Origin of the sequence: Rhodococcus sp. 66b, assembly GCF_002076325.1 — a bacterium.
GTDB classification, from domain to species: domain Bacteria; phylum Actinomycetota; class Actinomycetes; order Mycobacteriales; family Mycobacteriaceae; genus Rhodococcus_F; species Rhodococcus_F erythropolis.
In genome coordinates, this window is the sequence record NZ_MUZB01000004.1 from 241,633 (window position 1) to 266,139 (window position 24,507).

The 24,507-nt window shown below is 62.6% G+C and carries 20 protein-coding genes; 12 read left to right on the plus strand and 8 right to left on the minus strand.

Annotation, left to right across the window (positions count from 1 at the left end):
* Positions 1–13: 13 nt before the first annotated feature.
* The 6 genes from B0E55_RS09255 to B0E55_RS09280 all read right to left on the minus strand — a co-directional run bounded on the left by B0E55_RS09255 (position 14) and on the right by B0E55_RS09280 (position 5,141).
* Positions 14–895, minus strand: coding sequence for a hypothetical protein (locus tag B0E55_RS09255; protein ID WP_080909584.1), 882 nt, complete (start codon positions 893–895; stop codon positions 14–16).
* 10 nt (positions 896–905) lie between these two features.
* Positions 906–1,124, minus strand: a complete 219-nt coding sequence (locus B0E55_RS09260; RefSeq protein WP_003939815.1) for a dodecin — start codon at positions 1,122–1,124, stop codon at positions 906–908.
* Between the two features lie 15 nt (positions 1,125–1,139).
* Positions 1,140–2,351, minus strand: coding sequence for a serine hydrolase domain-containing protein (locus B0E55_RS09265; protein ID WP_080909585.1), 1,212 nt, complete (start codon positions 2,349–2,351; stop codon positions 1,140–1,142).
* Positions 2,352–2,460: 109 nt separating this feature from the next.
* On the minus strand, positions 2,461–2,976 hold the full coding sequence (locus B0E55_RS09270) for a DUF6764 family protein (protein WP_020970725.1): 516 nt from the start codon (positions 2,974–2,976) through the stop codon (positions 2,461–2,463).
* 78 nt (positions 2,977–3,054) lie between these two features.
* Entirely contained in the window at positions 3,055–4,095 is a 1,041-nt protein-coding gene (gene ligD, locus B0E55_RS09275) for a non-homologous end-joining DNA ligase (protein ID WP_080909586.1), read from the minus strand.
* Complete coding sequence (locus B0E55_RS09280; RefSeq protein WP_019745225.1) at positions 4,095–5,141, minus strand: ATP-dependent DNA ligase; 1,047 nt, start codon at positions 5,139–5,141, stop codon at positions 4,095–4,097. Before B0E55_RS09280 ends, ligD begins: the two co-directional genes overlap by 1 nt.
* 109 nt (positions 5,142–5,250) lie before the next feature.
* Here B0E55_RS09280 and lppU point away from each other — a divergent pair, with 109 nt between their 5' ends.
* Positions 5,251–5,868 (plus strand): LppU family putative lipoprotein, encoded by a 618-nt coding sequence (lppU, locus tag B0E55_RS09285; protein ID WP_069145634.1) that lies wholly within the window; start codon positions 5,251–5,253, stop codon positions 5,866–5,868.
* A gap of 120 nt (positions 5,869–5,988) precedes the next feature.
* Here lppU and B0E55_RS09290 read toward each other — a convergent pair whose 3' ends face one another.
* The gene (locus B0E55_RS09290) at positions 5,989–7,140 is read right to left on the minus strand and encodes a magnesium and cobalt transport protein CorA (protein ID WP_007731382.1); all 1,152 of its coding nucleotides are present in this window, start codon (positions 7,138–7,140) and stop codon (positions 5,989–5,991) included.
* 302 nt (positions 7,141–7,442) lie between these two features.
* Positions 7,443–8,060, minus strand: a complete 618-nt coding sequence (locus tag B0E55_RS09295) for a TetR/AcrR family transcriptional regulator (protein WP_020970727.1) — start codon at positions 8,058–8,060, stop codon at positions 7,443–7,445.
* 100 nt (positions 8,061–8,160) lie between these two features.
* Between B0E55_RS09295 and B0E55_RS09300 the strand changes: the two genes are divergently transcribed.
* The 11 genes from B0E55_RS09300 (at position 8,161) to menC (ending at position 24,491) form a co-directional block, all read left to right on the plus strand.
* Positions 8,161–9,075: an SDR family NAD(P)-dependent oxidoreductase gene (locus B0E55_RS09300; protein WP_019745228.1), complete on the plus strand. Its 915-nt coding sequence runs from the start codon at positions 8,161–8,163 to the stop codon at positions 9,073–9,075.
* A gap of 49 nt (positions 9,076–9,124) precedes the next feature.
* Positions 9,125–10,726: a PucR family transcriptional regulator gene (locus B0E55_RS09305; protein WP_037120543.1), complete on the plus strand. Its 1,602-nt coding sequence runs from the start codon at positions 9,125–9,127 to the stop codon at positions 10,724–10,726.
* Positions 10,727–10,870: 144 nt separating this feature from the next.
* The gene (locus tag B0E55_RS09310) at positions 10,871–12,475 is read left to right on the plus strand and encodes an ABC transporter substrate-binding protein (RefSeq protein WP_020970729.1); all 1,605 of its coding nucleotides are present in this window, start codon (positions 10,871–10,873) and stop codon (positions 12,473–12,475) included.
* Positions 12,476–12,702: 227 nt separating this feature from the next.
* Complete coding sequence (locus B0E55_RS09315; protein WP_019745231.1) at positions 12,703–14,304, plus strand: ABC transporter substrate-binding protein; 1,602 nt, start codon at positions 12,703–12,705, stop codon at positions 14,302–14,304.
* A 65-nt stretch (positions 14,305–14,369) separates the two neighbouring features.
* Complete coding sequence (locus B0E55_RS09320) at positions 14,370–15,383, plus strand: ABC transporter permease (RefSeq protein WP_019745232.1); 1,014 nt, start codon at positions 14,370–14,372, stop codon at positions 15,381–15,383.
* A gap of 1 nt (position 15,384) precedes the next feature.
* Entirely contained in the window at positions 15,385–17,265 is a 1,881-nt protein-coding gene (locus tag B0E55_RS09325; RefSeq protein ID WP_241896041.1) for a dipeptide/oligopeptide/nickel ABC transporter permease/ATP-binding protein, read from the plus strand.
* Positions 17,262–18,053 (plus strand): ABC transporter ATP-binding protein, encoded by a 792-nt coding sequence (locus B0E55_RS09330; RefSeq protein ID WP_003940215.1) that lies wholly within the window; start codon positions 17,262–17,264, stop codon positions 18,051–18,053. Before B0E55_RS09325 ends, B0E55_RS09330 begins: the two co-directional genes overlap by 4 nt.
* On the plus strand, positions 18,050–21,409 hold the full coding sequence (locus B0E55_RS09335; RefSeq protein WP_080909588.1) for a serine hydrolase: 3,360 nt from the start codon (positions 18,050–18,052) through the stop codon (positions 21,407–21,409). Before B0E55_RS09330 ends, B0E55_RS09335 begins: the two co-directional genes overlap by 4 nt.
* Entirely contained in the window at positions 21,406–22,569 is a 1,164-nt protein-coding gene (locus B0E55_RS09340) for a M20/M25/M40 family metallo-hydrolase (protein WP_080909589.1), read from the plus strand. The genes B0E55_RS09335 and B0E55_RS09340 overlap by 4 nt, the downstream gene beginning before the upstream one ends.
* Complete coding sequence (locus B0E55_RS09345; RefSeq protein WP_029256203.1) at positions 22,547–23,368, plus strand: GNAT family N-acetyltransferase; 822 nt, start codon at positions 22,547–22,549, stop codon at positions 23,366–23,368. Before B0E55_RS09340 ends, B0E55_RS09345 begins: the two co-directional genes overlap by 23 nt.
* Positions 23,358–24,491, plus strand: coding sequence for an o-succinylbenzoate synthase (gene menC, locus B0E55_RS09350; RefSeq protein ID WP_020909062.1), 1,134 nt, complete (start codon positions 23,358–23,360; stop codon positions 24,489–24,491). Before B0E55_RS09345 ends, menC begins: the two co-directional genes overlap by 11 nt.
* Positions 24,492–24,507 lie beyond the last annotated feature (16 nt).

Genomic DNA, 24,507 nt, shown 5'->3' on the forward strand with positions numbered 1-24,507 from the left:
GCGAGAATCGTTTTCAGATCACCCCATTGCGCTTCAGCAGCCATACCGCCTGCACGGTGGCGTGACCTCGCCATTCCAACGCCGCGGCGGGCGAATAGCTGTCGAAATCCACCGCCCAGCCGCCGTCGTCGTGTTGCCGTGCAGCGAGCGCGGACAGTTCGGAGTCGATCACCGCTGCATCGAACAACACGCGAGTCGGACCACCAGGAAGCGGTGAGAAATGGAGGGGCCGCATGAATTCGCCCTCGGCTCCCCCGTCCACGTGAACCAAGCCGTCAGCCGGGATACGCGAACCAAGAGTGCTCACCAACGACGACGCTTCGGGACTGTTCCGGTGAACCGCGTCGAGAAACTGCAAGGCAAAGGCGAGCTCGAGGGCATGCAGAGAATCCGCCCCGTCGATCGCGTCGAGGCAATATCGAACGGCAGAGGCGAACCACGGATGTTCGGCGACGGCCTCGTCGAATTCGGCAACGCGAGCCGCTGCAGCACACACGATGCTGGTGATCTGCAACGACGGCGCCGACGGGTCCGCGCTCACCCAGAAGGGCGCACACCCGGCTGGGTCGGCAATCGAGAAGGCGAAGGGCAAACCGCCGCCTGCCAGCGAATTGGTCTGCAACCAGTCGCACAGTTCGACCGCTCTGGGCGTCGGCGTTCCGATGTCGGCAAAGGCTTCGAAGGCATGCAGCGCTCCGCCGGGTTGGCTGGTTGCCGAGCGAAGATCCGGTTCGAGTCCCCAGCCGTACCCACCGTCCGGGTTGCGATAACCGTCCACGGCCGCACAAGCCGCGGCCCGGTCACCCTGTCCGAGAATCAAATTCAGCCGATGCCGATCGAGAGTCCTGGCATGTCCCGCCATGAACCCGACGGCCGCCGTGAGATCAACACTCATGAAGAACGGTTCAGGATTCGTCGCCGTCGAGCCGGAAGCCGACCTTCAACGTGACCTGGAAATGCGCCACGGCGCCGTTCTCGATGTGGCCGCGAGTTTCCACCACCTCGAACCATTCGAGGTTGCGCACCGTCTCGTTCGCCCGGGCGATGGCGGTGCGAATTGCCGCGTCACTGCTCTCGGTGGACGAGCCGACGATCTCGGTCACCCGGTACACGTTGCTGCTCATGGCATTCCCTTCGTGTCAGATTCGACGAACCAACTCCTGCGCCTCGGCGCCGAGCCTCGCAAGGCGAAGATCACCGAGAGCTGTCACAGCACTACCCAACCTGTTGGTGGTGAAACCGAGCGAGAGTCCGCTGGACAGGTCCGCATACGCGCCTGAACCGCCGACTCCGTAGTGGCCTATCGCATTCCGCGGCTGCCGCCGCGCGGCAATGATCGGCGGGTGGTAACCGAGAGTCCAGTTGGGCCGCACCGCCAGCACGTAATCCCGATCGCGAGTCTGGATGGTCGACATCTGGTCGATGGTCGATTCCTTCAGGAACCGCTTCCCGTCGATCACGCCGCCGTTCGCGATGGCGCCGTACATCTTCGCGAGAGCACGCGCGCTGAACACTCCGTTCCAGCCCGGCATGACGGCGTCGTGGACAGCCGGGTTGCGCACCATGACGTCGAAACCGTCCGGCATCGCGGCCTCCGCGAGTCCGCGAGTCGGACCGACGTGTGAGAGCACGGTAGACGCGAAGGCCCAGTTCAAGCCCGCAGGGTTGATATGTGGGAACAGCTTCGCGATCCGTGGGCGCTCGGTTTCGGGTACGCGGTACCAGAATTCGTCGACTCCGAGGGGCTTCGCTATCTCCGCTTGTACGACGTCGATGAACGGCTGACCGGACACCCTGGCCACAAGTTCGGCTACCAACCAGCCGTAGGTCACAGCGTGATAGCCGGGGCCTCGAAGCCGACGCGGATCCGGCTTCTCGGCAGCCAGGGCGGCAACGACCGCGTAGTAGTCCATCAGGTCGAGGGGATGCGGCATCAGGCCGCGAACGCGGTGAAGGCCCGCGCGATGTGACATCAGTTCCCGGACGGTGATCTTGTCCTTGCCGGCCGCTGCGAATTCGGGCCAGTACTGAGCAACCGGAGAGTCGTAGTCGATCAGCCCGCGTTCGGCGAGTCGATGAACGACGGTGCTGGCCACGCCCTTGCCGGTCGAGAAGGAAAGCGACACCGTGTCGTGGTCCCAGCGCCTGTCGCGGTCGGCATTGCCGGCCCAGATGTCGAGAACTTTCTCGCCGCCCAGGTACACGACCAGCGCGCCGCCGCCTTGTTGCGGTTGGCGATACATCGCGAAGAAGCGGTCGGCCAAGGGAAGGAATCGCCGGTCCACATACAGCTCGGTGCGTGAAGGCACCTCCACCCGGGCGAGCGAACCCCGTCGTGCATTGGGAGCCATCGCGTCCTCCGATCCCCGCTGATTCAAGTTGTCCGGTCACCGGATCGGTGGCAGGAGCTTGACACCATTGTGACCACTGTCACGCAAGAGGCTCAGGACCGGGGTGCACTCACGGGGTGACCCACGTCGAAGTGCCGTCGCTGACACATCCCTGACCTGTGGCAAGGTTGAAAACAAGGGTGGGACCACCCGAGCAGATCGCCCCGACGTCCGCGTCACCCACCGCCGCTCTGCCGCCAGGTCCGCTGAGCACCACGGCAAAGGGTGAGGAGTCTGTGCGACCGAGTGCGAGCGAACCCGGGCCGTACGCAACGGCGGCAAGCAGCCCACCGCGCGACTCCGCTGCAGCAACGCCGCCGAAGAGTCCGACGCCCGCCGACCGGCCACCGTCTCGCGAATCGGCGACGCCGACGCCATCGCCCTCCACGTGTGAAATCGCGTAACTGGAGGGATCTGCCACCGCTCGGCATGCGGATGACCCGTCGACGATCGTCTGATCTTGGCCGCGCGCCGAACAATCCAACGTCGCGGCCGACGCTGTTCCGCTACCGAGTGACAATCCGAAGGCGGCAAGAATCACGCCACCCGCCGCTAAGCCTGCTGCTCGCATTTTCCGGCGATCCATATCCAACCCCCACAGTGCATTCGACGTGACCGTACATTCGACGTCTAATCGAATTACCCGATATGTCCGCCTCTGACGCTACCCGTCTTTGTTCTTCCGATCGCGGTCCTTGCTCGGTTGAACTCGTTTGGGTTCACCGGGCATTTTGGGATAGTTCGGCGGGTACGGCAGATCGCCAAGTCCCGCCACCAGATCCTTCTCCCACATCTCCAACAGAACGTCGAGGGCAAAGGCCTTGTCGTGCATCGCTTCCATCGGATCACCACGATCGGCGAGCAAGCCGGGAACCGTGGCGATGGTGCAGTCGTCTGGATGCACGTCCCGCAGTTCGTCCCAGGTCACCGGCGTGGACACAGTTGCGATCGGCGTCTTACGAGCCGAATACGCCGCCGCGATCGTCCGGTCACGGGCATTCTGATTGAAGTCGATGAAGATCCGTTCACCCCGCTCTTCCTTCCACCACGCGGTTGTGGCGCGATCGGCACTACGCCGTTCGACTTCACGGGCGAGGGCGATACCCGCGTGGCGGACCTCGACAAAATCCCAGCGCGCCTCGAGCGGGATGTAGACGTGAAGGCCTCGGCCACCGGACGTCTTGGGAAATCCTTCCAATCCCACCTCGGCGAGCAGAGGGCGAAGGACCTCGTCCGCGATGGCAACGGCCTCGTCGAACCCGGTCCCCGGTTGCGGATCGAGATCGATGCGGAGTTCGTCCGGGTGGTCGGTGTCCGGGCAACGCACGGCCCAGGGATGAAACGTGACAGTCCCGAGATTGGCAGCCCACACGATGTTCGCAGCACTACGCACTCGAAGGACGTCAGCCTTGCGACCCGACGGGAACGTGACCTCGCAGGATTCGACGTGCTCGGGCCGCTTTGCCGGCAGCCGCTTCTGGTAAACCTCTTCGCCCTCGATGCCGTCGGGGAATCGCTGAAGATGCGTTGGCCGATCTTGGAGCGCCCGCAACGCTGCACCCTGCAGCGCCACCGTTCGGTAGTACTGGACAAGATGCCGTTTGGTTCCGCCGTCCTCACCCAACTGCGGATAGTAGATCTTGTCCGGGCTCGACAACCGGACCGCGATCCCGTCGACGTCCAGTTCCTCTGCGGGACTCGCCATCACTTACCACCTGCAAGAACATCCGCGAAGTCGTATCGCACCGGAACCTCCAACTGATCGAAAGTGCATTCGTCGGGCACCCTGTCCGGACGCCAGCGCAGGAACCGCGCGGCGTGCCGAAAGCGTTCCCCTTCCATCTGGTCGTACGCCACTTCCAGCACCCGCTCAGGACGAAGCGGAATCCAGGAGCGGTCTGCGGCCGATCTCCACCGGCTGGCCTCTCCCTCGGCCACAACGTCGTCCCCGAGGCGCAAAGGTTCGAGTTCGGCCAACAACTCGATCCGCCGCGCCGCGGTGAAAGCCGAAGCGCCACCGATCATCTTCAATTCGGAACCGTCGAACAGACCCAGAAGCATCGACCCGATACCCGGCTGGCTCTTGTGTGGACGGTAGCCCAGCAGTACGACATCCGCGGTCCTGGCGTGTTTCACCTTGATCATCTCGCGTTTGTTCGGCAGGTACGGTCCCGCCAGCTTCTTGGCGACAACCCCGTCGAGGCCCGCGCCTTCGAAGGTTTCGAACCAGGCCATTGCTTCGGCGCTGTCGGCCGTCGCTGCCGTGACGTGGCAACTCGGCCCGCCACCGACGCAATCGAGGAGCAACGCACGTCGCACACCGAAGTCCTCGATCGAGACGTCGCGATCCCCGAGCGCCAGTAAATCGAACCCGACAAATTGCGCGGGCGTCTGTTCCGACAACAATGCGACGCGGCTCGCGGCGGGGTGAATCCGCTCGGAGAGCGCTTCCCAACTCAGGCGCGTCACACCGTCGATCTCACGGGGAACCACCAGTTCTCCGTCCACCACACATTTTTCGGGCAATTCAGACTTGACGGCTTCCACCGCCTCGGGAAAGTACCGCGCCAAGTCCTTTCCTCCTCGCGATCCGAGCACCACTTCGTCACCGTCACGAAAGATGATTGCTCGAAATCCGTCCCATTTCGGCTCGTACGACCACGTCGGGTCACCGGACTCGGGCTGAGGCGGCACAGTGGCCGCAGCCTTCGCGAGCATCGGGGCAAGCGGCGGCATCAGGGGTAGCTCCACCTACCCATACTGACAGTCCGGTTGGCAATTCGACTACCGATGTATTGGAATAGGTCCCGAACAATCTACGAACCAACAGAATTATCCAAGAATCAACAAAGGGGTCCTTATGTCCGGAATCGTCCGGCGACTTTGCACTGCGGTGATCGCAACTTCTGCAATCGCCGCCTTCACCGTCGGTTGCGGTTCCGACATCGAGCCGAAAGCCATTGCGGAATCATCTTCCTCGGTTGCCGATTCGACCACTACCTCCGCAGCCCCGACCACCTCGAAGATCACCGGCCAGGAGGGTTCGGACGACGGCGGCGACGTCGACATCGACGTGTCGATCGGTGATTGCGTCAAGCTCGGTGGTACCACGACGGCCGCGGAAATCGACAACGCGGACTGCGGTAGCAAGGATTCCAACTACAAGGTGGTCGCCAAGGTTCCCACCTCTGATCAGTGTGCCTCCGATGTCGACTCGTACTACTACGAGACCCTCGCGGGTGACGAGCAGGGCGCTGTCTGTCTCGACGTCGACTGGGTAGTCGGCGGATGCATGGACCTCGGCAGCGGAATGGACGAGCCCGCCCGCATCGAATGCTCGGATACCAGCGGCACCAATGTAGTCGAGGTCGTCGAAATCCTGCAGAACTCCACGTCGATCGACGAATGCGGTTCGGGGGCAGACTCGGGATTCGAGCACCCGGATCGTAAGTTCACGGTCTGCGTCGCAACGCTCTGATTCGAGCGCCCTCCCGAAAACACCTGTGCGCCTTGTCAACCGATCTCGGTTGGCAAGGCGCACAGGTGTTTTCTACAGCCGGCGCTTTCTACAGCCGGCGCTTTCTACAACCGGCGCTTTCTACAACCAGCCCCGACGTTTGAAGATCGTGTAGAGACTTCCACACGTCAAGAACATCATCGAGAGAGCAAACGGATAGCCCAAGTGCCAGTGCAGTTCCGGCATGTCGTCGAAGTTCATTCCGTACACGGTTCCGATAAGCGTCGGCGCGAAGAGAATTGCCGCCCACGCCGAGACCTTCTTGATCTCCTCGTTCTGCGCGTAGCTCGCCTGCGTCAGATTGCGCATCTCCTCGTTCTGGTTCTGCGACACCAGAGTTGCGTTCACCGTGAGGATGTTTCCGAGCAACTGACGAAAGCCGTCGGCCCGCTCCACCACAGTCGTCGCATGGTCGGTGACGTCGCGGAGGTAACGCTGGAGTTCCTCGTCCGTGTGGTACTTGTCGAACCCCGCCGACAACCCACGCAGCATTCCCAGCAGCGGACGGGTCGCCCGCTGGAATTCGATCACCTCACGGGTCAGTTCGTAGATGCGGCGCGAAACTCCGGGATCGCCACTGAACACTTCGGTTTCGATCTCGTCGATGTCGTTCTGCAGGCCGGCCACCACCGGGGCGTACCCGTCGACGACTGCGTCGAGAATGGCGTAGAGAACGGCCTCGGTACCCAACCGCAACAGGTCAGGATCGTTCTCCATGCGAGTCCGCACCGCCGAGAGATCCGGCGATTCACTGTGACGGACGGTCAGAATGAAGTTCGGACCACAGAAGATGTGCAACTCACCGAATTCGACCCGCTCGGTCTCGTCGCGGTACCGCGCAGCACGCAGGACCACGAACAGTGTCTTGCCGTAGCGCTCGAGCTTGGGGCGCTGGTGCGCGACAATCGCATCCTCGACCGCCAGTTCGTGGAGGTCGAAATGTTGTGCAGCGGCATACAACTGGGCGTCGTCGGGCCGGTACATGCCGATCCACGCCATCGACTGCGAATCCGGAAGGCATGACAGTGCTTCCGCCAGCGTGGACGGCGACGCTATCCGCTCGCCGTCGCGGTACACGCCACTGTTGACGACGGTCGATTCGACGGGCGCCACCGCCTCGGGCGGGGCAGCCTTGACGACGGTGCGTGCGGCACGCGAGTGCCCGGGATGTGAGTCACCGAGACCCGCGGAACGACGTGGCAGTACCGACCGTGAACGACGAAATTCGCGCATGCTGAACAGCTTTCGAGGGAAGAGTGAACGACGACGCTTGCTTCACAGCAAAGCCGAAGCCGATGAACACACGATGAAGCTGCAGCAAAATACCGGAACAACCCGGGCGGCTACAGCTTCAGTTGGTACTCGGAGGTTGGCCACGCATTACAGCCACACCTCCTCTTCCCTGAATTCCTACGCAAGTCCGCGCACGACGCCAACATGCTACCCCGACTGTCAGAGCGGGACAAACCGAACGACAAGCCGCAGGACAGCACGAACCGGTCGGAGGAAATCCGCTCGACGAATGCAGCTTTCAGTCAGTTCGCAGCGCGCAATCCGCCGATCAAGAGTTCGACGATCTGGTCCGCCAACGACTCCGTCTCCGCCAAAGTCTGCCCTTCACGCCTTCGGTACCAGAGGTCGATGCCGTTGAGACTGCTGAGGAGTACTTTTGCCGCCATTCGCGGCGAGCTCGCACGAATGGAACCATCCGCGACACCTTCGGTCATCACGTCGACGAACAGATTCTCGTAGTCGAGTCGCAGCGAATTCAGTTCCACGAGGACTTGCTGTTGCCTCGGCTTGAGCGCGGAGTTCATCTGGCCCCGGACACCTTGGTGGATCGTGTGGTGGTACCCGAGATGTGTCATGAGATTGACCAGGTGGGCATGCGACATCGCTTCGAGACGCGCGAGGCCGCTGTCTGCCCCGTCGATCCGAGACTCGACCTCCGCGCGGAGCAGGCTCATCCCGCGCTCGTAGATTGCCAGGTAGATGTCGAACTTCGAACGAAAGTGGTAGTAGACAAGACCTTTGGTGGCCCCGATTCGATCGGCCAGCAAATCCATGGTCGTGGCCGCGTAACCGTCTTCGGCAAAGGCGTCGGCGGCGCTGGTGATGATCGCGGATCGCACGTCCGGAAGATCACTACTCATTCGACTTCCACTCCTATTCGCACTGCCTGCCGGCCCTTGACTGTTTCCACGCTATCGCATAGTAATACTGAGTAGTATCCCAGATCAGAGAGGTTTTCCAATGTCGTTGGATTTTTCCGGCAAGGTAGCGATCATCACAGGCGCAGGCGGCGGACTCGGCCGTTCGCATGCATTGGCCCTCGCCGCACGCGGCGCACGCGTCGTCGTCAACGACATGGGTGGCTCGGTCAACGGCAGTGGCGGCGCTGATACCGCAGCAGCCAAAGTAGTGGCGGAAATCGTCGAGCTGGGTGGCGAGGCCATCGCGGACCACTGCGACATCACCGACGTCGACGCCGTCGCCGCCATGGTCGCGACGGCCGTGGACAAGTGGGGCCGCGTGGACATCCTGATCAACAACGCCGGAATCTTGCGCGACAAGTCGTTCATCAAGGCCGAGCTCGACGACTTCCGCAAAGTCATCGACGTGCATCTGATGGGTTCCGTCATCTGTTCCAAGGCAGTCTGGCCGCACATGGTCGAACAGAACTACGGACGCATCCTCATGACTACGTCGGCATCGGGAATTTACGGCAACTTCGGCCAGGCAAACTACGGCGCCGCGAAGTCCGGCGTCGTCGGCCTGATGAACGTTCTCGCTATCGAGGGCGAACGCAAGGGCATCCGCGTCAACTCGCTGGCCCCGACCGCCGCGACCCGCATGACCGAAGACCTCCTCGACGAGAAGACTCTCGCTCTGCTTGCACCCGAATCGATTTCACCCGGCGCACTGTTCATGGTCTCCGATGACGCACCGACCAAGACCATCCTCAGCGCTGGTGCCGGTGTCTTCGCGATCGCTCGCATGGAAGAGTCGCAGGGCGTGTACATCCCCGAAGGCGCACTCTCCCCTGAGGTCGTCGCCGAACGGTGGTCCGAGATCAGTGACATGACCAATTCCGTCCAGGTGCCCGCGGCGTTCGATCAGACCCGCCGGTTCGTCGAGAAAGCTGTAGCCGAGCAGCCTGCCAACTGAGCAGGGCAACCAGCCAACTGATCGATCCTGCTCCCCCTAAGGTGTGGTGGTGACCACACCAACGGGAGTTTCGATCGTCGACATCGTCGACAGACTGGGAATGACGTTCCTCAGCGGAGGCGACACCGTCGACGACGCCCGCACTGTCAGCCGAGTGACCCTGCACGAAGGGTCCGGAGTCACGCAAGGCAGTGCGGGCGCCGTCGTGCTCGGCGCAGGACTGGCCGAGTCGGCCGACATTGCCACTGCAGTAAAAGAATACGGTTCGGCCGGAGCCGTCGCGCTGATCGTCAGGGAGCCATTGGCCGTCGACGAAAGCGTCGCACGGGCGGTCGCCGAAGCCGATATCGCACTACTTGGAATGGTCAAGGATGCAAGCTGGCTGCAAAGTGCGTCGCTGATCAACGAGATCCTCGAATCCGGCAACAACGGGGACCGCACGTCCGCCGCTGACGCCGACCTGTTCGATCTTGCCAATTCGATCGCTCAGGTATTGAACGGCCCCGTCACCATCGAGAATCAGTCGAGCCGGATCCTCGCGTTCTCTGCGGATCAAGCCTTCGGTGACGAGGCACGTAAGCAGAGCGTCCTCGGACATCAAGTGCCGCAGCACTATTCCGACCGGCTCAGGTCAATGGGGTACTTCAACAAGATCTACGGCTCTACCCTGCCGGTATTTCTACCGGGTATCGGGCCGGGCATCAGGCCCCGGGTCGGCATGCGAATACATGCGGCATCCCAGATCCTCGGTTCGATCTGGGTGATCTTGGACGAGGAGCCGAACGAATTGCAGGTCAAAACGCTCGTCGAGGCGGCGGGCGTAGCCGCGATGAGTTTGCTTCGTGCCAAGCTGGCCGCCGATTCCGCACGACGGCTGAGGTTGGGCGAGGTGATCACGCTACTGAGTGGCGGCACTTCGGCCAAGGAAGCGGCCGAGCGACTGGGCTACGGCCGCTCGAAAGCAAACGTACTTGCAGCCGGCTTCCGTAGCGGCGCCGGCGCATCGTTGGAGGCCGAAGCCGACGTCGATCAACTGGCCCTGACACTCAATACCTATCTCGACCAAGTATTTCCGTTGTCGGTGGCGGCAGCGATCGGCGGCACCGTCTACGCCGTCATCCCACACACCCGGCACCAGACCGACGACGACTACGTGCGTCGGATCGCGTCGGAGTTTGCAGACCGTTCCCGTTCGGAAAAGTCGGTGGTCATCGGAATCGGTGCGACAGTGGCCGACGTGATGACGCTGGAGAAGTCACGCGACGAAGCCGACCGAGCGCTTCGCGTTCTGAGGTCGACGTGGAATTCCTCGGGCCGGACCGTCGCGCGCGCCGACGACGTGCAGATCAATTCCCTACTTCTGCGCCTCTCCGACGCCCTGGCGGACGAGAACGAGACCGCGTCGGGTCCGCTCGCGGTACTGCGTGAGTACGACCGCACTCACGACATCAACCTCGTGGACACCCTTCGAGCCTGGCTCGACACGTTCGGCGACATTCCGGCGGCTGCGTCGTTGGTTCACATCCACGTCAACACGTTTCGATACCGCCTCAAGAAGCTTGCCGGGATTGCCGGAATCGATCTCGATGATCCGGAAACTCGATTCAGCCTGATGCTCCAGCTTCGTCTCTTCTATCCGACAGCGTTGTAGCGATCTACCAAGTCTCACGAAACATTCGTAAATCCGGACGATGTTCTCCTCCTTTTGTTGGGTGAGGATTCAAGCAATCGTTTTTTGCTCCTGACCCGACAGACCTCGCGTCACTCGGGCGGGACTACACCTTCCGGAGGCACCATGAAACAACGGTCCTACGCACTGCTGGCTGCGGCAACTGGCACCGTTCTTGCCCTGACCGCGTGCTCATCGGGTGGCTCGTCGGGTTCGGGTTCGGGTGGGGGTGAACCCGTCACGGACGGCACCTTCAAATTGGCTCTCGTGGCCGACCCCGGCGCTCTGAATCCGCTGATGACGGCCGCATCGCCGGCGCACCAGCTGGCGCGTCTGAGCTACGACTATCTGCTCCACCCGGATCCCGATACCGGAGTCACCAAGCCATGGCTCGCCGAGAAATGGGAAGAGACAACCACTTCCGCGTCCTTCACCATTCGCGACGGCGTCACCTGTACCGACGGATCCGCTCTGACTGCCCAGACTGTCGCCGACAACGTCAATTTCATCACCAACGCAGCAAACAAATCTGCTCTCCGCGGGGTGTACGCACCGGCAACTGCGAGCGCCACCGCCGACCCGGCGACACGGACAGTGACGGTCACGACTCCGGAGCCCTCTCCGTTCCTGCTTCTCAACCTGGCGCGAATACCGATCATGTGCGAGGCCGGGTTGAAGGATCCGACGGCGGCAAACAAGACGACCTTCGGGTCGGGCATGTTCCAGATGACAGAGGCAGTCGCGAACGATCATTACTCCTACGTTCGGCGCGACGGCTACAACTGGGGACCGGACGGCACCACCTCGGATACGGCCGGAGTACCCAAGAATGTCGTCGCGTCCATCATCACGAACAACAGCACAGCGGCCAACCAGGTGTTGTCCGGTGATCTGAATGCCGCAGCAGTTTCGGGCCCCGACCAGGATCGCATGAACGCCGCGAACCTGGACACCGTCAAGCAGCCCGCTCCGGCGGGCGAGATGTTCTTCAACCACAGTCCCGGCAATCCGACGAGCGATCCTGCTGTCCGCAAGGCTCTGGTCCAGGCTCTCAATCTCGACGACCTCGCCGAGATCTTCACGGCCGGTCGCGGAACCAGATCGACCACGATGGTGTCCATCGAACCGCGGGCCTGCATCTACGACTCTGTCGCCGGAAACCTGCCGGACTTCGATACCAGTGCAGCCGCAGCAACTCTCGAGTCTGCGGGCTGGAAGGTCGGCGCGGACGGTAAGCGCAGCAAGGACGGCACACCGCTCCGAATTCGGATGGTGTACGAGACGTTCGGTGACGCGACCGATGCTGCCGCCGACGTCGCGGTCAACGCGTGGAACGACCTGGGCGCCACCATTGAACTCACCAGTGGAGACTCGAACAAGATTCTCGATGTAGCACTCAGCGGCAAGGACAACACGGCGTGGGATGTTGTGTGGGAGCCGATCAACGTCGCGCTGCCCAGCATGCTGGTCCCCTTCCTCTCCGGTCCTGTGCCCGCTGCGGGAATGAATTTTGCGTCGATCTCCAACCCGGCCTACGACGCAGCCGTCACCAAGGCTTCCGGGCTGACGGGCGAGGACGCTTGTGCCGCTTGGGCAGACGCTGAGTCCGAGATCATCAAAGCAAACTCGGCGGTACCTTTTGCCGACAAGATCACGACTCTCTACTTCAACAATGCGGGTCTTGCATTCGGCCGCAATTTCATCGGTTCGGCCCTGCGCCTGTACCAGTAGACCGCCGGTAGCGACCGGGGAAATCGTCGTGTTTCGCCGGTCGCTGTCGGTATACGGACAGGTATTCACCGATCCAGGCGGTTTTCGTGGGAGCGGACGAAAATCGACCCGATTTTCGTGAGGATCGACAGAGATGCGCGTCACGTCATGCGCCAAGATTTAGCAGTCAACACTCAATCGCGCCCTCACGTTTTTCGCTCGGGCCCCAGCTCCATCCCGGAGGCACCATGAAACACCGCTCCTATCCAACACTTGCGGCAGCCGCAGGGCTCACGCTTGTGTTGTCTGCTTGTGGCTCGGGAGGCACGTCCTCGGGCGCCAGTGGCGGTGAACCGGCCACGGACGGGACCTTCCGTTTCGCCCTGCAGGCCGATCCGGGCGCACTCAACCCGATCATGTCGGCCTCTCAGGCAACCGCCGAGTTGTCTCGTTTGGCCTACGACTACCTGATCTACCAAGATCCCGATACCAGCGAAGTCGGACCGTGGTTGGCGGAGAAGTGGGAAGAGACCCCGACCTCGGCGTCCTTCACCATCCGTGACGGGGTGACCTGTACCGACGGATCGACGCTGACTTCCCAGACCGTCGCGGACAACATCAACTTCGTGGCCAATCCGGACAACGGTTCACAGTTGCGCGGGTCCTCCGTTCCGACCGGTGCCACAGCAACCGCCGATCCGGCAGCGCGCACCGTCACGGTGACCACTGCGGCGCCGAGCCCGTTCCTGCTTCTCAACGTCGGTCGACTGCCGATCCTGTGCGAGGCCGGGCTGAAAGATCCGACAGCATCGAACAAGAAGTCGCTCGGCACCGGCATGTTCGAAGTCACCGAAGTCGCCGCCAACGACCACTACACGTTCCAGCGACGTGATGGCTACAACTGGGGCCCCGACGGCACCGCTTCCGATACCCCCGGCGTCCCCAAGACGGTCATCGCCGCCATGGCACCGAACGTGAGCACCGCCGCAAATCAGCTTCTCTCGGGTGAACTCAATGCAGCTCCGATCGCCGGGCCGGACAAGGACCGCGTCGCGGCAGCCAATCTGGACTCGGTTGGCCGGCCGGTACCCGCAGGCCAGATGTACTTCAACCAGATCGCCAGCAACCCCACCAGTGATCCGGCAGTGCGCAAGGCGCTGATCCAAGCGGTCAATCTCGACGACCTCACTCAGGTCATCACCGCCGGAAACGGGGTCCGGGCAACCAGTCTCGTCGCCGTCGAACCGCGCGCCTGTGTCTACGACTCTGTCGCAGGCAACATTCCGGACTTCGACCTCACAGCTGCAAAGGCAACACTGGACGGCGCTGGTTGGACTGCCGGCGCTGACGGCAAGCGAAGCAAGGATGGCAAGCCGCTCAATCTCCGCCTCGTGTACGACGGCACCGACGATCCGCGCAACGCGGCGGCAGAACTTGCTCAGTCGGCGTGGTCCGAACTCGGCGCAAACGTCGAGGTGACCGGGGGTGACTCGAACAAGATCATCGACGTCATTCTGAGCGGCAAGGACAACTCTGCCTGGGACATCGCCTGGGTCCAGATCAACTCCTCGCTGCCCAGCACGTTCACCGCGTACTTTGCCGGGCCGGTTCCCGCAGCAGGCAAGAATTTCGGATCGGTCAGCAACCCCGCCTACGAAGCAGCAGCCACCAAGGCGTCCGGTCTGACCGGTAGCGACGCTTGTGACGCTTGGGCCGACGCCGAGTCGGAGCTCACCAAGACGATCGCGGCCGTGCCCTTCGCAGATTCCGTCATGAACGTGTACTTCAACAAGGCCGGACTCTCATTCGGTAAGACGCTCACCGGTTCTGCGTTGCGTCTCTACCAGTAAGTCGTTTTCCCGCTCAGCATCTCTTCCCGCCCTGCATCTGTTCCCGCCCTCCGGAAAGACAGCCCATGAGTCAAACTATTGAAGCCGCGAAACCAGAAGCGGCGCCTCAGGCTCGAGCAAAGTGGCTCGAGTCCGACAGCTGGCCCGCATATCTTCTGCGTCGTTTCGGCACCTTCGTGATTTCACTCTGGGCGCTGGTGACTGCGGCGTTCCTGATGCTCCAACTGATTCCGGGCGACCCGGTTCGGTTGGCTCTGGGAATGAACGCACCGGTCGAACTGGTCGAGACAACGAGGTCTCAGCTCGGTTACGACCTTCCCTTGTGGCAGCAGTACTTCCGATTCGTCGGCGGGTTGCTGAGCGGGAATCCCGGTGACTCGATCACCTTGAGGACTCCGGTCTTCGAGGTGATCGCGTCCCGCCTACCGGCAACACTCGAACTGGCTGTACTCACAGTGGTCACGGTGCTGTTACTGGGCATTCCGATCGGCCTCATCTTCGCTGCACTGACCCGCAACGGTCGACGACGCGGAGTCGAGATCGGTTACACCGCAACGTCGGGCACCATCGCCGTGATCCCCGAGTTCATGTTCGGTACGGCGCTGGTCTACCTCTTTGCCGTCACGTTCCCTGTTCTGCCCGTCGCCGGCCGAGGTGGACCGGAAAGCTACATCCTCCCGGTCGCGGCCATGTCGATCGGTGCCATCGCCTCGATGTCGCGCATCGTCCGTGCAGAGGCACTCGGCGTGTTGGACATGGACTACATCCGTACGGCGCGCGCCAAGCGAATGCCCGTGGCACGAATCTACTTCCGTCATGCAATGCCCAACCTCATGACGTCGACGCTGACGCTCGCCGGACTCCTCCTGGGTGGTCTGATTGCCGGCACCGTGCTCATCGAGAGCATCTTCGCCTGGCCCGGTATGGGCATGGCGCTGGTCAAATCCATCACCGAGAAGGACTACCCGCTCGCCCAGACACTGGTCGTGATCTACGGCGCCATCGTCCTTCTCATCAATTTCATCGTCGACGTGGTGCTCGCTCTCATCGACCCACGATCCACAATTCGGGAGAACTGAGTTGAGCACCTCACCTACGGCCCCCACTGCGGCCCCCAAGACGCCCCCGCGACGACACTGGATCGTCGGAACGTTCCGCACCCCATTGGGAATCCTGGCCCTCACCTTCCTGACCGCTCTGATCGCCCTCGTCATCTTCGGACCGATGATCTGGGGTGACGCCGCTGTCGCAGCCAACCCGAAGGCACTGTCTCAGGGACCGAGTTCCGAGCACATCTTCGGCACCGACGCCGGCGGGCGTGACGTCTTCGCGCGCACGATGACCGCCGCGAGACTGTCGGTGCTCATGGCTCTCGGAGCCGTCGCACTCGGTGTCACAATTGGCCTGATATTCGGTACGCTCCCGACGCTCGCTCCCCGCTGGGTCGGACGCATGGTCGTGGCATTCCTCAACTTCGCCATCGCATTCCCCGGACTGCTCCTCGCGATCTTCCTGTTGGTCGTTCTCGGACAGGGTGCGGGCAGCGCGGTGATCGCCATCGGCCTCGCCCTGGCCTCGCCGTTCGCGAGGTTGACGTACGCACTGGCTTCGTCGGTCAACGGGCGCGACTTCATCGACGCAGCACGCATCCTCGGGGTCACCAAGCCGGGGCTGCTGTTCCGCCACATTCTCCCCAATATCCGTGAACCACTCATCGTCAATGCCAGCATCGCTGTCGGCAGCGGCCTGGTGGTCTTCGCCGGACTCTCGTTCCTCGGCTTGGGCATTCAGCCACCTGCATTCGACTGGGGCCGGATGCTCAACGAAGGTCTGTCGAAGATCTTCGTCAACCCGGCCACCGCACTTGCCCCCGGCATCGCCGTCGTGCTCGCCGGCTTGACCTTCACGCTGCTCGGCGAGGCCATTGCTCGCGGCGCGGGAGTTCGCAGCCCGATCAGCAGTCGCCTGCCGAAGTGGAAGCCGATCAACCGGAAAACTGCCCAGGCCGATTCGGCGCCCAGTGACGAGGACGCAGTTCTCACCGTCCGCAACATGTCCGTCGCAGTCCCCGCGGGTGACGACTGGCGTCGCCCCGTCGACAACATCAGTTTTACAGTTCATCGCGGCGAAACCGTGGGCATCGTCGGTGAATCCGGCTCCGGAAAGTCACTGAGTTGCATGGCAATCGCGCAGCTGACCGACCACCCCACCGTGGTCGACGCCGGGCTCATCGAGTTCGACGGCACCGTGCTGATGAAGGACGGGAAGCGGCCGGACAACGCGGCTTCGCGCAAGGTTGCCCGCCAACTCGGCACACGTATGGCGATGGTGTTCCAGGATCCGATGTCGTCCATGAATCCGTCTCTCAAGGTCGGATACCAGGTCGCCGAGATCGGTTGGCTCCACGAAGGTATGAGCAAGGTCGACGCGAAGAAGGCGGCAGTCGAGCGACTGAACGCCGTCAAGATCCCCGACGCGCCCAGGCGTGCGAAGCAGTACCCCCACGAGTTCTCCGGCGGTATGCGTCAGCGCGCGATGATCGCCATGGGTCTGATGGGCAAGCCCGCTCTGATCATCGCGGACGAACCCACCACTGCGCTCGACGTGACCGTTCAGCGTGAGGTTCTCGGGCTGCTCCACGAGGTTCGCGAGGAAACCGGCGCCGCAATCCTTCTCATCTCGCACGATATGGCCGTCATCACCGGCATGTGCACCCGTGTCCTGGTCATGTTTGCCGGCGAAATCGTCGAAGACATCGCAGTCGACGATCTGATCGCCGGTCGTGCAAAGCATCCGTACACCCGCGCGCTGATCGCCGCGGTCCCCACCATGAGCACCGATCGCGACAAGCCGCTTGCCACCGTCGACGAAGCCTGGCAGGTGGAGAGCCTCGACGCCGAGGAGAGCACCGCCGACATCGAGTTGGAAGAACTGTTGGCTGTTGCAGAGGAGATCCGATGAGCAGGCTCGAATTCCGTGACGTCAACGTCCACCTCGGTAGCGGTTCGAAAAAATTCCACGCCGTCAAGAACATCAATCTCGACATCCCCTCCGGATCGGTGGTCGGTCTCGTCGGTGAATCGGGTTCCGGAAAGTCGACACTGGCGCGAGCAACTGTCGGCTTGGCCGAGCCCAGTTCCGGCCAGATCCTTCTCGACGGTGTGGACGTCGCTCACGCCCGCGGCGCGACCGCTCGTCTGCGCCACCGGATCCAGATGGTCTTCCAAGATCCGTACTCGTGCCTCGACCCGCGAATGACCATCGGCCAGTCACTCGCCGAGGCGCTGCGGTCCACCGAGCGTCGTGACAAAGCTCGCCGCAGCCGCGGCGACCGCGCTGCCGAGGTGGCTCGACTCCTCACCACCGTCCAACTGCCGGTGGAGAAGGCGCACGAATACCCGTCGTCGTTGTCTGGTGGTCAGCGCCAACGCGTTGCCCTCGCGCGGGCTTTGGCAGCCGCACCGGCAGTTCTGCTTGCCGACGAAATCACCTCCGCTCTGGACGTGTCCGTGCAGGGGGCGGTTCTGAATCTGTTGGTGGATCTGCAGAAGCAGCTAGGTCTGACGGTTCTGTTCGTCAGTCACAACCTGGCGGTGATCCGCTATGTCTGTGACCACGTCGCAGTCATGCTCGGCGGCGAGATCGTCGAACACGGGCCGGTTCTCGACGTGATCGATTCGCCCAAGGAGCCGTACACGGCAAAGCTGTTGTCCGCGATCCCGACCTTCGGGGAGCCGATGTTCCAATGACAACGCCGACCACTCTCGACTCCCCCGCTGCCGTAGCCCGTGCCGAAGAACGTCGTTCGGCGAGAATCCAGGATTACGCGTCCGTGGTTACACCGACCAGCATCGCCGTCTCGGCGTCGGGACGCATTGCATACGTACGTACCGAAGCGAATCCGGCCGCGGATACCAACGAGCACTCGATCTGGTTGGCTTCCCCGCAACTACAGCTCACCGCGGGACCTGCCGACACCTCGCCGGCATGGCATCCCGTTTCCACGCTGTTGGTCTTCGTTCGGCCGGATTCCTCGGGCACACCGCAACTGTGGAAGGTCGACGCCACCGGCGGACCCGCCGTTCAGATGACCACCATGGCGCAGCTCCCGCTCGGCGCTGGGGCACCAGTGTTCTCTCCCGACGGTGCTCGAATCGCCTTCAGTGCCCCGGTCGACCGCACTGCCGCCGGATCGTCACACCTCCTGGTGGCGAAACGCCTCAACTACAAGGTCGACGGATCCGGTGTCCGGGGCAGCGTTCGGGCGCACTTGTTCGAGTTCGATCTGGCCGCCGGCTCGCTTCGGCAGCTGACGGACGGCGATTGGGACGCTTCGCATCCCGCGTACAGTCCCGACGGCACCGAACTTGCTTTCACCGCGGCGATGGACGGCAATGCCGATCTGACACGGGCGAGTTCCGCGTGGACCGTATCGCTGACGGATCTCGCCTCGGCTCCGCGGATGCTGGGGCACGCACGCGGCATCGCCGGACCACTTACGTGGACACCTGCCGGCGACGCCGTCGTAGCAGTCGGTTGGCATACGCCGATCATTCACAACAACGAACTTCTTGTCCTGCACCGCGACCAGCGAGTGGAAGACCGCAGTCTGACATCCGAACTCGACCGAAACGTCATGCCCGGCGGGACCGGTTATCCCGGTGGCGCAACGCGTTTCACCGCCGACGGCGACATCGTCTTCTGTATCCGCAACCACGGCTCCACCGAACTGCACAAGGTCGATTTCGGATCAGGCTCCGTCTCACCACTTCTCACCGGAGAACAGACAGTGGTCTCCGGTCTTGCCCTGACGTCCGGGAAGGCCGTCGTCGCGCTTGCAACCGCGACGTGCTTCGGTGAGGTCGCCGTCATCGACCTCGAGACTCGTGCAGTCGAAACCGTCACCGAATTGAACACGGAACTGACAACTTCCGTCGCGTTTCCAGTCGCCTCCGAGCGTTGGTTCGACATCAGCGACGGCACCCGTGTTCAGGGTTGGATCTTGCGCGACCCGAACGTCACGGGCGCCGGTCCGCTGGTTCTGGACGTCCACGGCGGACCACACAATGCCTGGACCGGTACACCCACCCCGATGCACGCGTACCACGCGGAACTGGTCGCGCTCGGATACACGGTCTTGATGATCAATCCGCGGGGAAGCGACGGCTACGGCAACGAGTTCTTCGACGGTGTGCGTGACGGTTGGGGTGAGGCGGATCGCGCCGACCTGCTCGAACCAGTCGAAACCCTTGTCGCCGAAGGGATGGCCGATCCGAAGCAACTGGTGCTCACTGGCTACAGCTACGGCGGATTCATGACGTGCGCCCTGACGTCCGTCACCGATCGGTTTGCCGTCGCAGTCGCTGGCGGCCTTGTCTGCGACATCGCGAACACGGCGGGCCCCTCGGACGAAGGCATCTTGCTGCAGACGGTCGAATTCGACCCGCAGTCATCTCGGGTGCAGGAACTTTCGCCGCTGGGGCGAGTCTCCCAGGTGACGACACCGACGCTGATACTTCACGGCGGTAGCGACGTCCGCTGCCCGGTCAACCAGGCAGAACAGTGGTTCGGTGGACTGCGTTTGGCCGGCACCCCGACCGAACTGGTGGTCTTCCCGGGCGCGTCGCATGCCTTTGTGCTGACGGGTCGCCCCTCCCACCGTCTGGATTACAGCACCCGTCTCGTCGACTGGATCGAACGTCATCTCTCGCCTACGCCGGCACTGACGACGGTCGATCCCGACTACTGGCAGTACCGACTCGACACCCTGAGCGCGAAGTACGGGGTACCCGGTGCTTCGCTCGGAATTTTGACCACTACCCGCAGCGGTTTCGACCGCACCGTGGTGACGTCCGGTGTCGTCAGTACCCGCACCGGTGTCGCGGCCACTCCCGACACGTTGTTCCAGATGGGTTCGATCAGCAAGGTCTGGACGGCCACCCTGATCATGCAACTCGTCGAAGAAGGATTACTGGACCTCGACTCGCCTGTCCGGAACATTCTGCCGGGCTTCGCAGTTGCCGACGCGGTAGCCACTGAAACGGTCACCACTCGCCACCTGTTGACTCACACCAGTGGCATCGACGGTGACGTCTTCATCGACGGCGGACGCGGCGACGACTGCGTCGAGCGATACGTCGCAGCCCTGGCATCGACGGTGCAGCTCTTCGCACCCGGTACCGATTGGTCGTACTGCAACACCGGCTTCGTCATCGCCGGACGAATCATCGAGGTTCTCCGAGGCAAGAGTTGGGACGCGGTTCTGCGTGAGCGGATCATCGAGCCGCTCGGCCTGACCAAGACCACGACCTTGCCCGAGGAGACGGCACTGCACCGCGCTGCGGTCGGGCATGTCGGCGGTGCCGACAATCTCGCGCAGACACCACAATTCCTCATCCCTCGCTCGATGGGCCCCGCCGGTCTCATCAACAGCACCGCCGAGGACCTTCTTCTGTTCGCGCAGGATTCGATGCGCGAGGATCCGATTCTGCTTCAGCGGTCCACCCATCTGGCGATGCTCGAGGAGCGCCGCCAGATCGGAGACGTGTCGTCTGCAGACATCATGGGAACCACGTGGCTGCTGCACAATTGGGACGGGGTGCTGGCGCATGGTCACAACGGTGGAACCCTCGGACAGCAGTCCTTCTTGCGGGTGGTCCCGTCCTGCGGCATTGCGGTAGTCCTGATGGCCAACGGCGGTGCGATGGACGCTCTCTCGGGCGACCTTCTCACCGAAGTGATCGGTTCCATCGGCGGCGTCGCCGTGACACCGGCATTTTCGCCTGGAGACCCCGCCGCCCGCACCACGTCCTCACCTGAGGAACTCGATGCGCTGTGCGGTCTGTACCGCGATGCTGCTGCCGATTTCGTCCTGGAAAGGACCGGGAGTTCCCTGACCGCCCGCCGCACCGATCACATCGACCCTTCGGTCAACGCCGAAAGCGCAGAGTCCGTCTCTCTCAGCCTGATCGAAGTTCACCCTGGAGTATTCGCGACCCAACTACCTCAATCAGCGGGTTGGATCCGGATCACTTTCTCCGACACCGGGAGTACACAATTGCTACACGTCGGAAGCCGCGCGTATCCGCGAGTGAACAACCGATGACCATTCTCCGCGATCTGGCCGAGCGCCAACTTCCTCAGATCCTCGAGGACGTCATCGCGCTCATCGAAGTCGAGTCGCCGTCGCACGATCTCGAAGCTGTTGCCCGCAGCGCGAAGTGGACGTCAGACCTTGTCCACGAACGACTCGGAGTGACACCGGAGTCGATAGTGACGGAAGGCCGAACCCATCTGGTGACCCGTTTCGGCAGCTCACCGACGCGGCTGATGCTGCTCGGTCACCACGACACCGTGTGGCCGATCGGAACCCTGACGCGCCTACCCGCAGCGGTCACCGACGGCGCACTTCGAGGTCCGGGTGGCCTCGACATGAAACTTGGTGTCGTTCAGGCAATCCACGCCCTCGCCATCGTCCGAGAGTTGCACGGGGACGATGCACTCGACGGAATCACACTCCTGGTCACCGGTGACGAAGAAATCGGTTCGCCCACGTCGCGGTCACTGATCGAGAAACTCGCGGCGGGCGCGGTACTGGTTCTCGAGGCCGGCGGTGACGGCGGCGAACTGAAGACTGTCCGCAAGGGAGTGTCGCTGTATCGGATCCATGTTGCCGGTCGCGCCGCGCACGCCGGGCTGGAGCCGGAAAAGGGCATCAATGCTGCAGTAGAACTGGCTCGTCTCGTGATCGCGGTCAACGACTTGTCCTCGCCGGCGCAGGCAACCACCGTCACCCCGACTGTCATTTCGGCCGGAACCACCACCAACACCGTTCCGGCAGAAGCCTTTGTCGACGTGGACGTGCGCGCAACCAGCGCTGCCGAGCAGGAACGGGTCGATGCGAATATCCGAGCCCTGCAGGCAATCCACCCTGAAGCCGTAGTCACGGTCTCGGGTGGCGTCAACCGTCCACCTCTCGAAGCGACGATGTCCGCACCGTTGCTGGCGTTGGCGGAACGTGTTGCGCTCGAGCATGATCTGACTCCTCCCGTCGGGCTCGCCGTAGGCGGAGCCTCGGACGGAAACTTCACTGCCGGTATCGGTATCCCCACCCTCGACGGCCTCGGTGGCGTCGGCGGCGGTGCACACGCCGAGACCGAGCATGCGCTCGTGTCCGCTATCGCCCCGAGGACGGCGTTGGTTGCGGGCCTTATTCGTTCGATCACGTCTGAAGGGGGCCCTCGTGTCGAAAAGCAAAGCGGTTGAGTTTCGAGAGCTGGTCGACAATCGCGAAATAGCCGATCTATCTGCCGTTTTCGACGAGATCTGGGCTACCAGTCCCGGACCGGCTCATTTCGGCACGGCGATGTTGGTTGCGCTTCATCACGGTGGTCATTACGTGGTGGGAGCCTTTTCCGAAGGCGAAATGATCGGTGGTTGTGTCGGATTCTTCGTCGAGCCTCTCGGCGAGGTTCTGCACTCACACATCGCCGGAGTACTACCGGGACACGCAGGCAAGGGAATCGGCCGCGCCCTCAAGCATCATCAGCGAGACTGGTGCATCGAGCGCGGTGTCAGGACGATCCGGTGGACCTTCGATCCACTGGTCGCACGAAATGCCTATTTCAACATTCAGCGTCTCGGTGCCGCACCGACCGAATACAACCCGGATTTCTACGGTTCGATGGCAGACGGCATCAACGCAGGCGACGCCAGCGATCGTATGCTCGTCAGTTGGGATCTCGACGTCGATGGATCTCCGAGTTCTGCTGTGGCCGTGAATGATACATTCAAGGTGCTTCAACCCACCGAGGACGGTACGCCTCGAATGCTCCCGATCCCACCCGACTGCATCGATATCGCAGTCGGAATACCCCGAGACATCGAGCATCTGAGAACAGTCGACCGCGCCTCTGCCTTTGCCTGGCGACACGCGCTTCGCGAGTACCTCGAACCACTGATCGCCTCGAAGGAATGGCAATCGACCGGCTTCGACCCCAGCGGCTATTACACGTTCACGAAAATCTGCGAGACAACCGGAGAAGAGCAAGTCCATGCACATTGAGTCCGTCGAATTGCGCGAACTGCGCATCCCTCTCGTCTCCCCCTTCACCACGTCATTCAGCACCCAGCTCGAGCGCAACACCCTCGTCCTGAAGGTGAGCGGCACCACCGACGGCCCCAACGGTCCGGTGGAGACTGTCGGCTGGGGCGAGTGCGGTTCGCTGAGCGATCCGTACTACAACTCGGAGTACACCGCTGGTGCGCGGGCGATGCTTCGCGAGTATCTCGTTCCGACGCTACGTAAGTCGCAGTCGGATCAGCCGCTCTCGGCCGAGACGGTCGGCAGCGTACTTCACCACATCGTGGGTCACCAGATGTCCAAGTCGGCTATCGAAATGGCAATTCTCGATGCTGAATTGCGCGCTCGCGGACAGTCTTTCGCTCGGTACCTCGGTGCCACTCGCACGCGAGTTCCCTCGGGAGTGTCCGTCGGCATCCAGGACAGCATCCCTCAGCTGCTAGAGACCGTCGGCAACTATCTGTCGCAGGGGTACGTGCGAATCAAGCTGAAGATCAAGCCGGGCTGGGACATCGCTCCCGTGGCTGCGGTGCGCAAGGAGTTCGGCTACGACGTTCCTCTGCAGGTCGACGCAAATGCCGCGTACACCCTCGTCGACGCGCAGTTGCTCCGTCGCCTGGACGAATTCGCACTGCTCCTCATCGAACAGCCGCTGGCCGAGGACGATTTGGTGCAGCACGCCAAGCTCGCCCAGTCCCTCTCGACTCCGATCTGCCTCGACGAGTCGGTCGAGTCGGCCAAGGATGCGGCGGATGCCATCACGCTCGGTGCCGCTTCGGTCATCAACATCAAGCCGAGCCGTGTCGGTGGATATCTGGAAGCCAAGCGCATCCACGATCTCGCCTCGGCACACGGTATCGCGGTGTGGTGCGGCGGAATGCTCGAGACCGGAATCGGCCGCGCCGCCAACGCGGCCCTCGCGGCGCTGGACGGGTTCACGCTGCCCGGCGACATCTCGGCGTCCGATCGCTTCTACAAGGAGGACATCACCGAACCGTTTGTCATCGAGGACGGCCACATCGCCGTGCCGCAGGGACCGGGCTTCGGTGTGACTCCACGTGAAGACGTCATGGATCGCTTCACGGTCGGAACCGAGACTCTGTAGGTCCACACAGTCACGC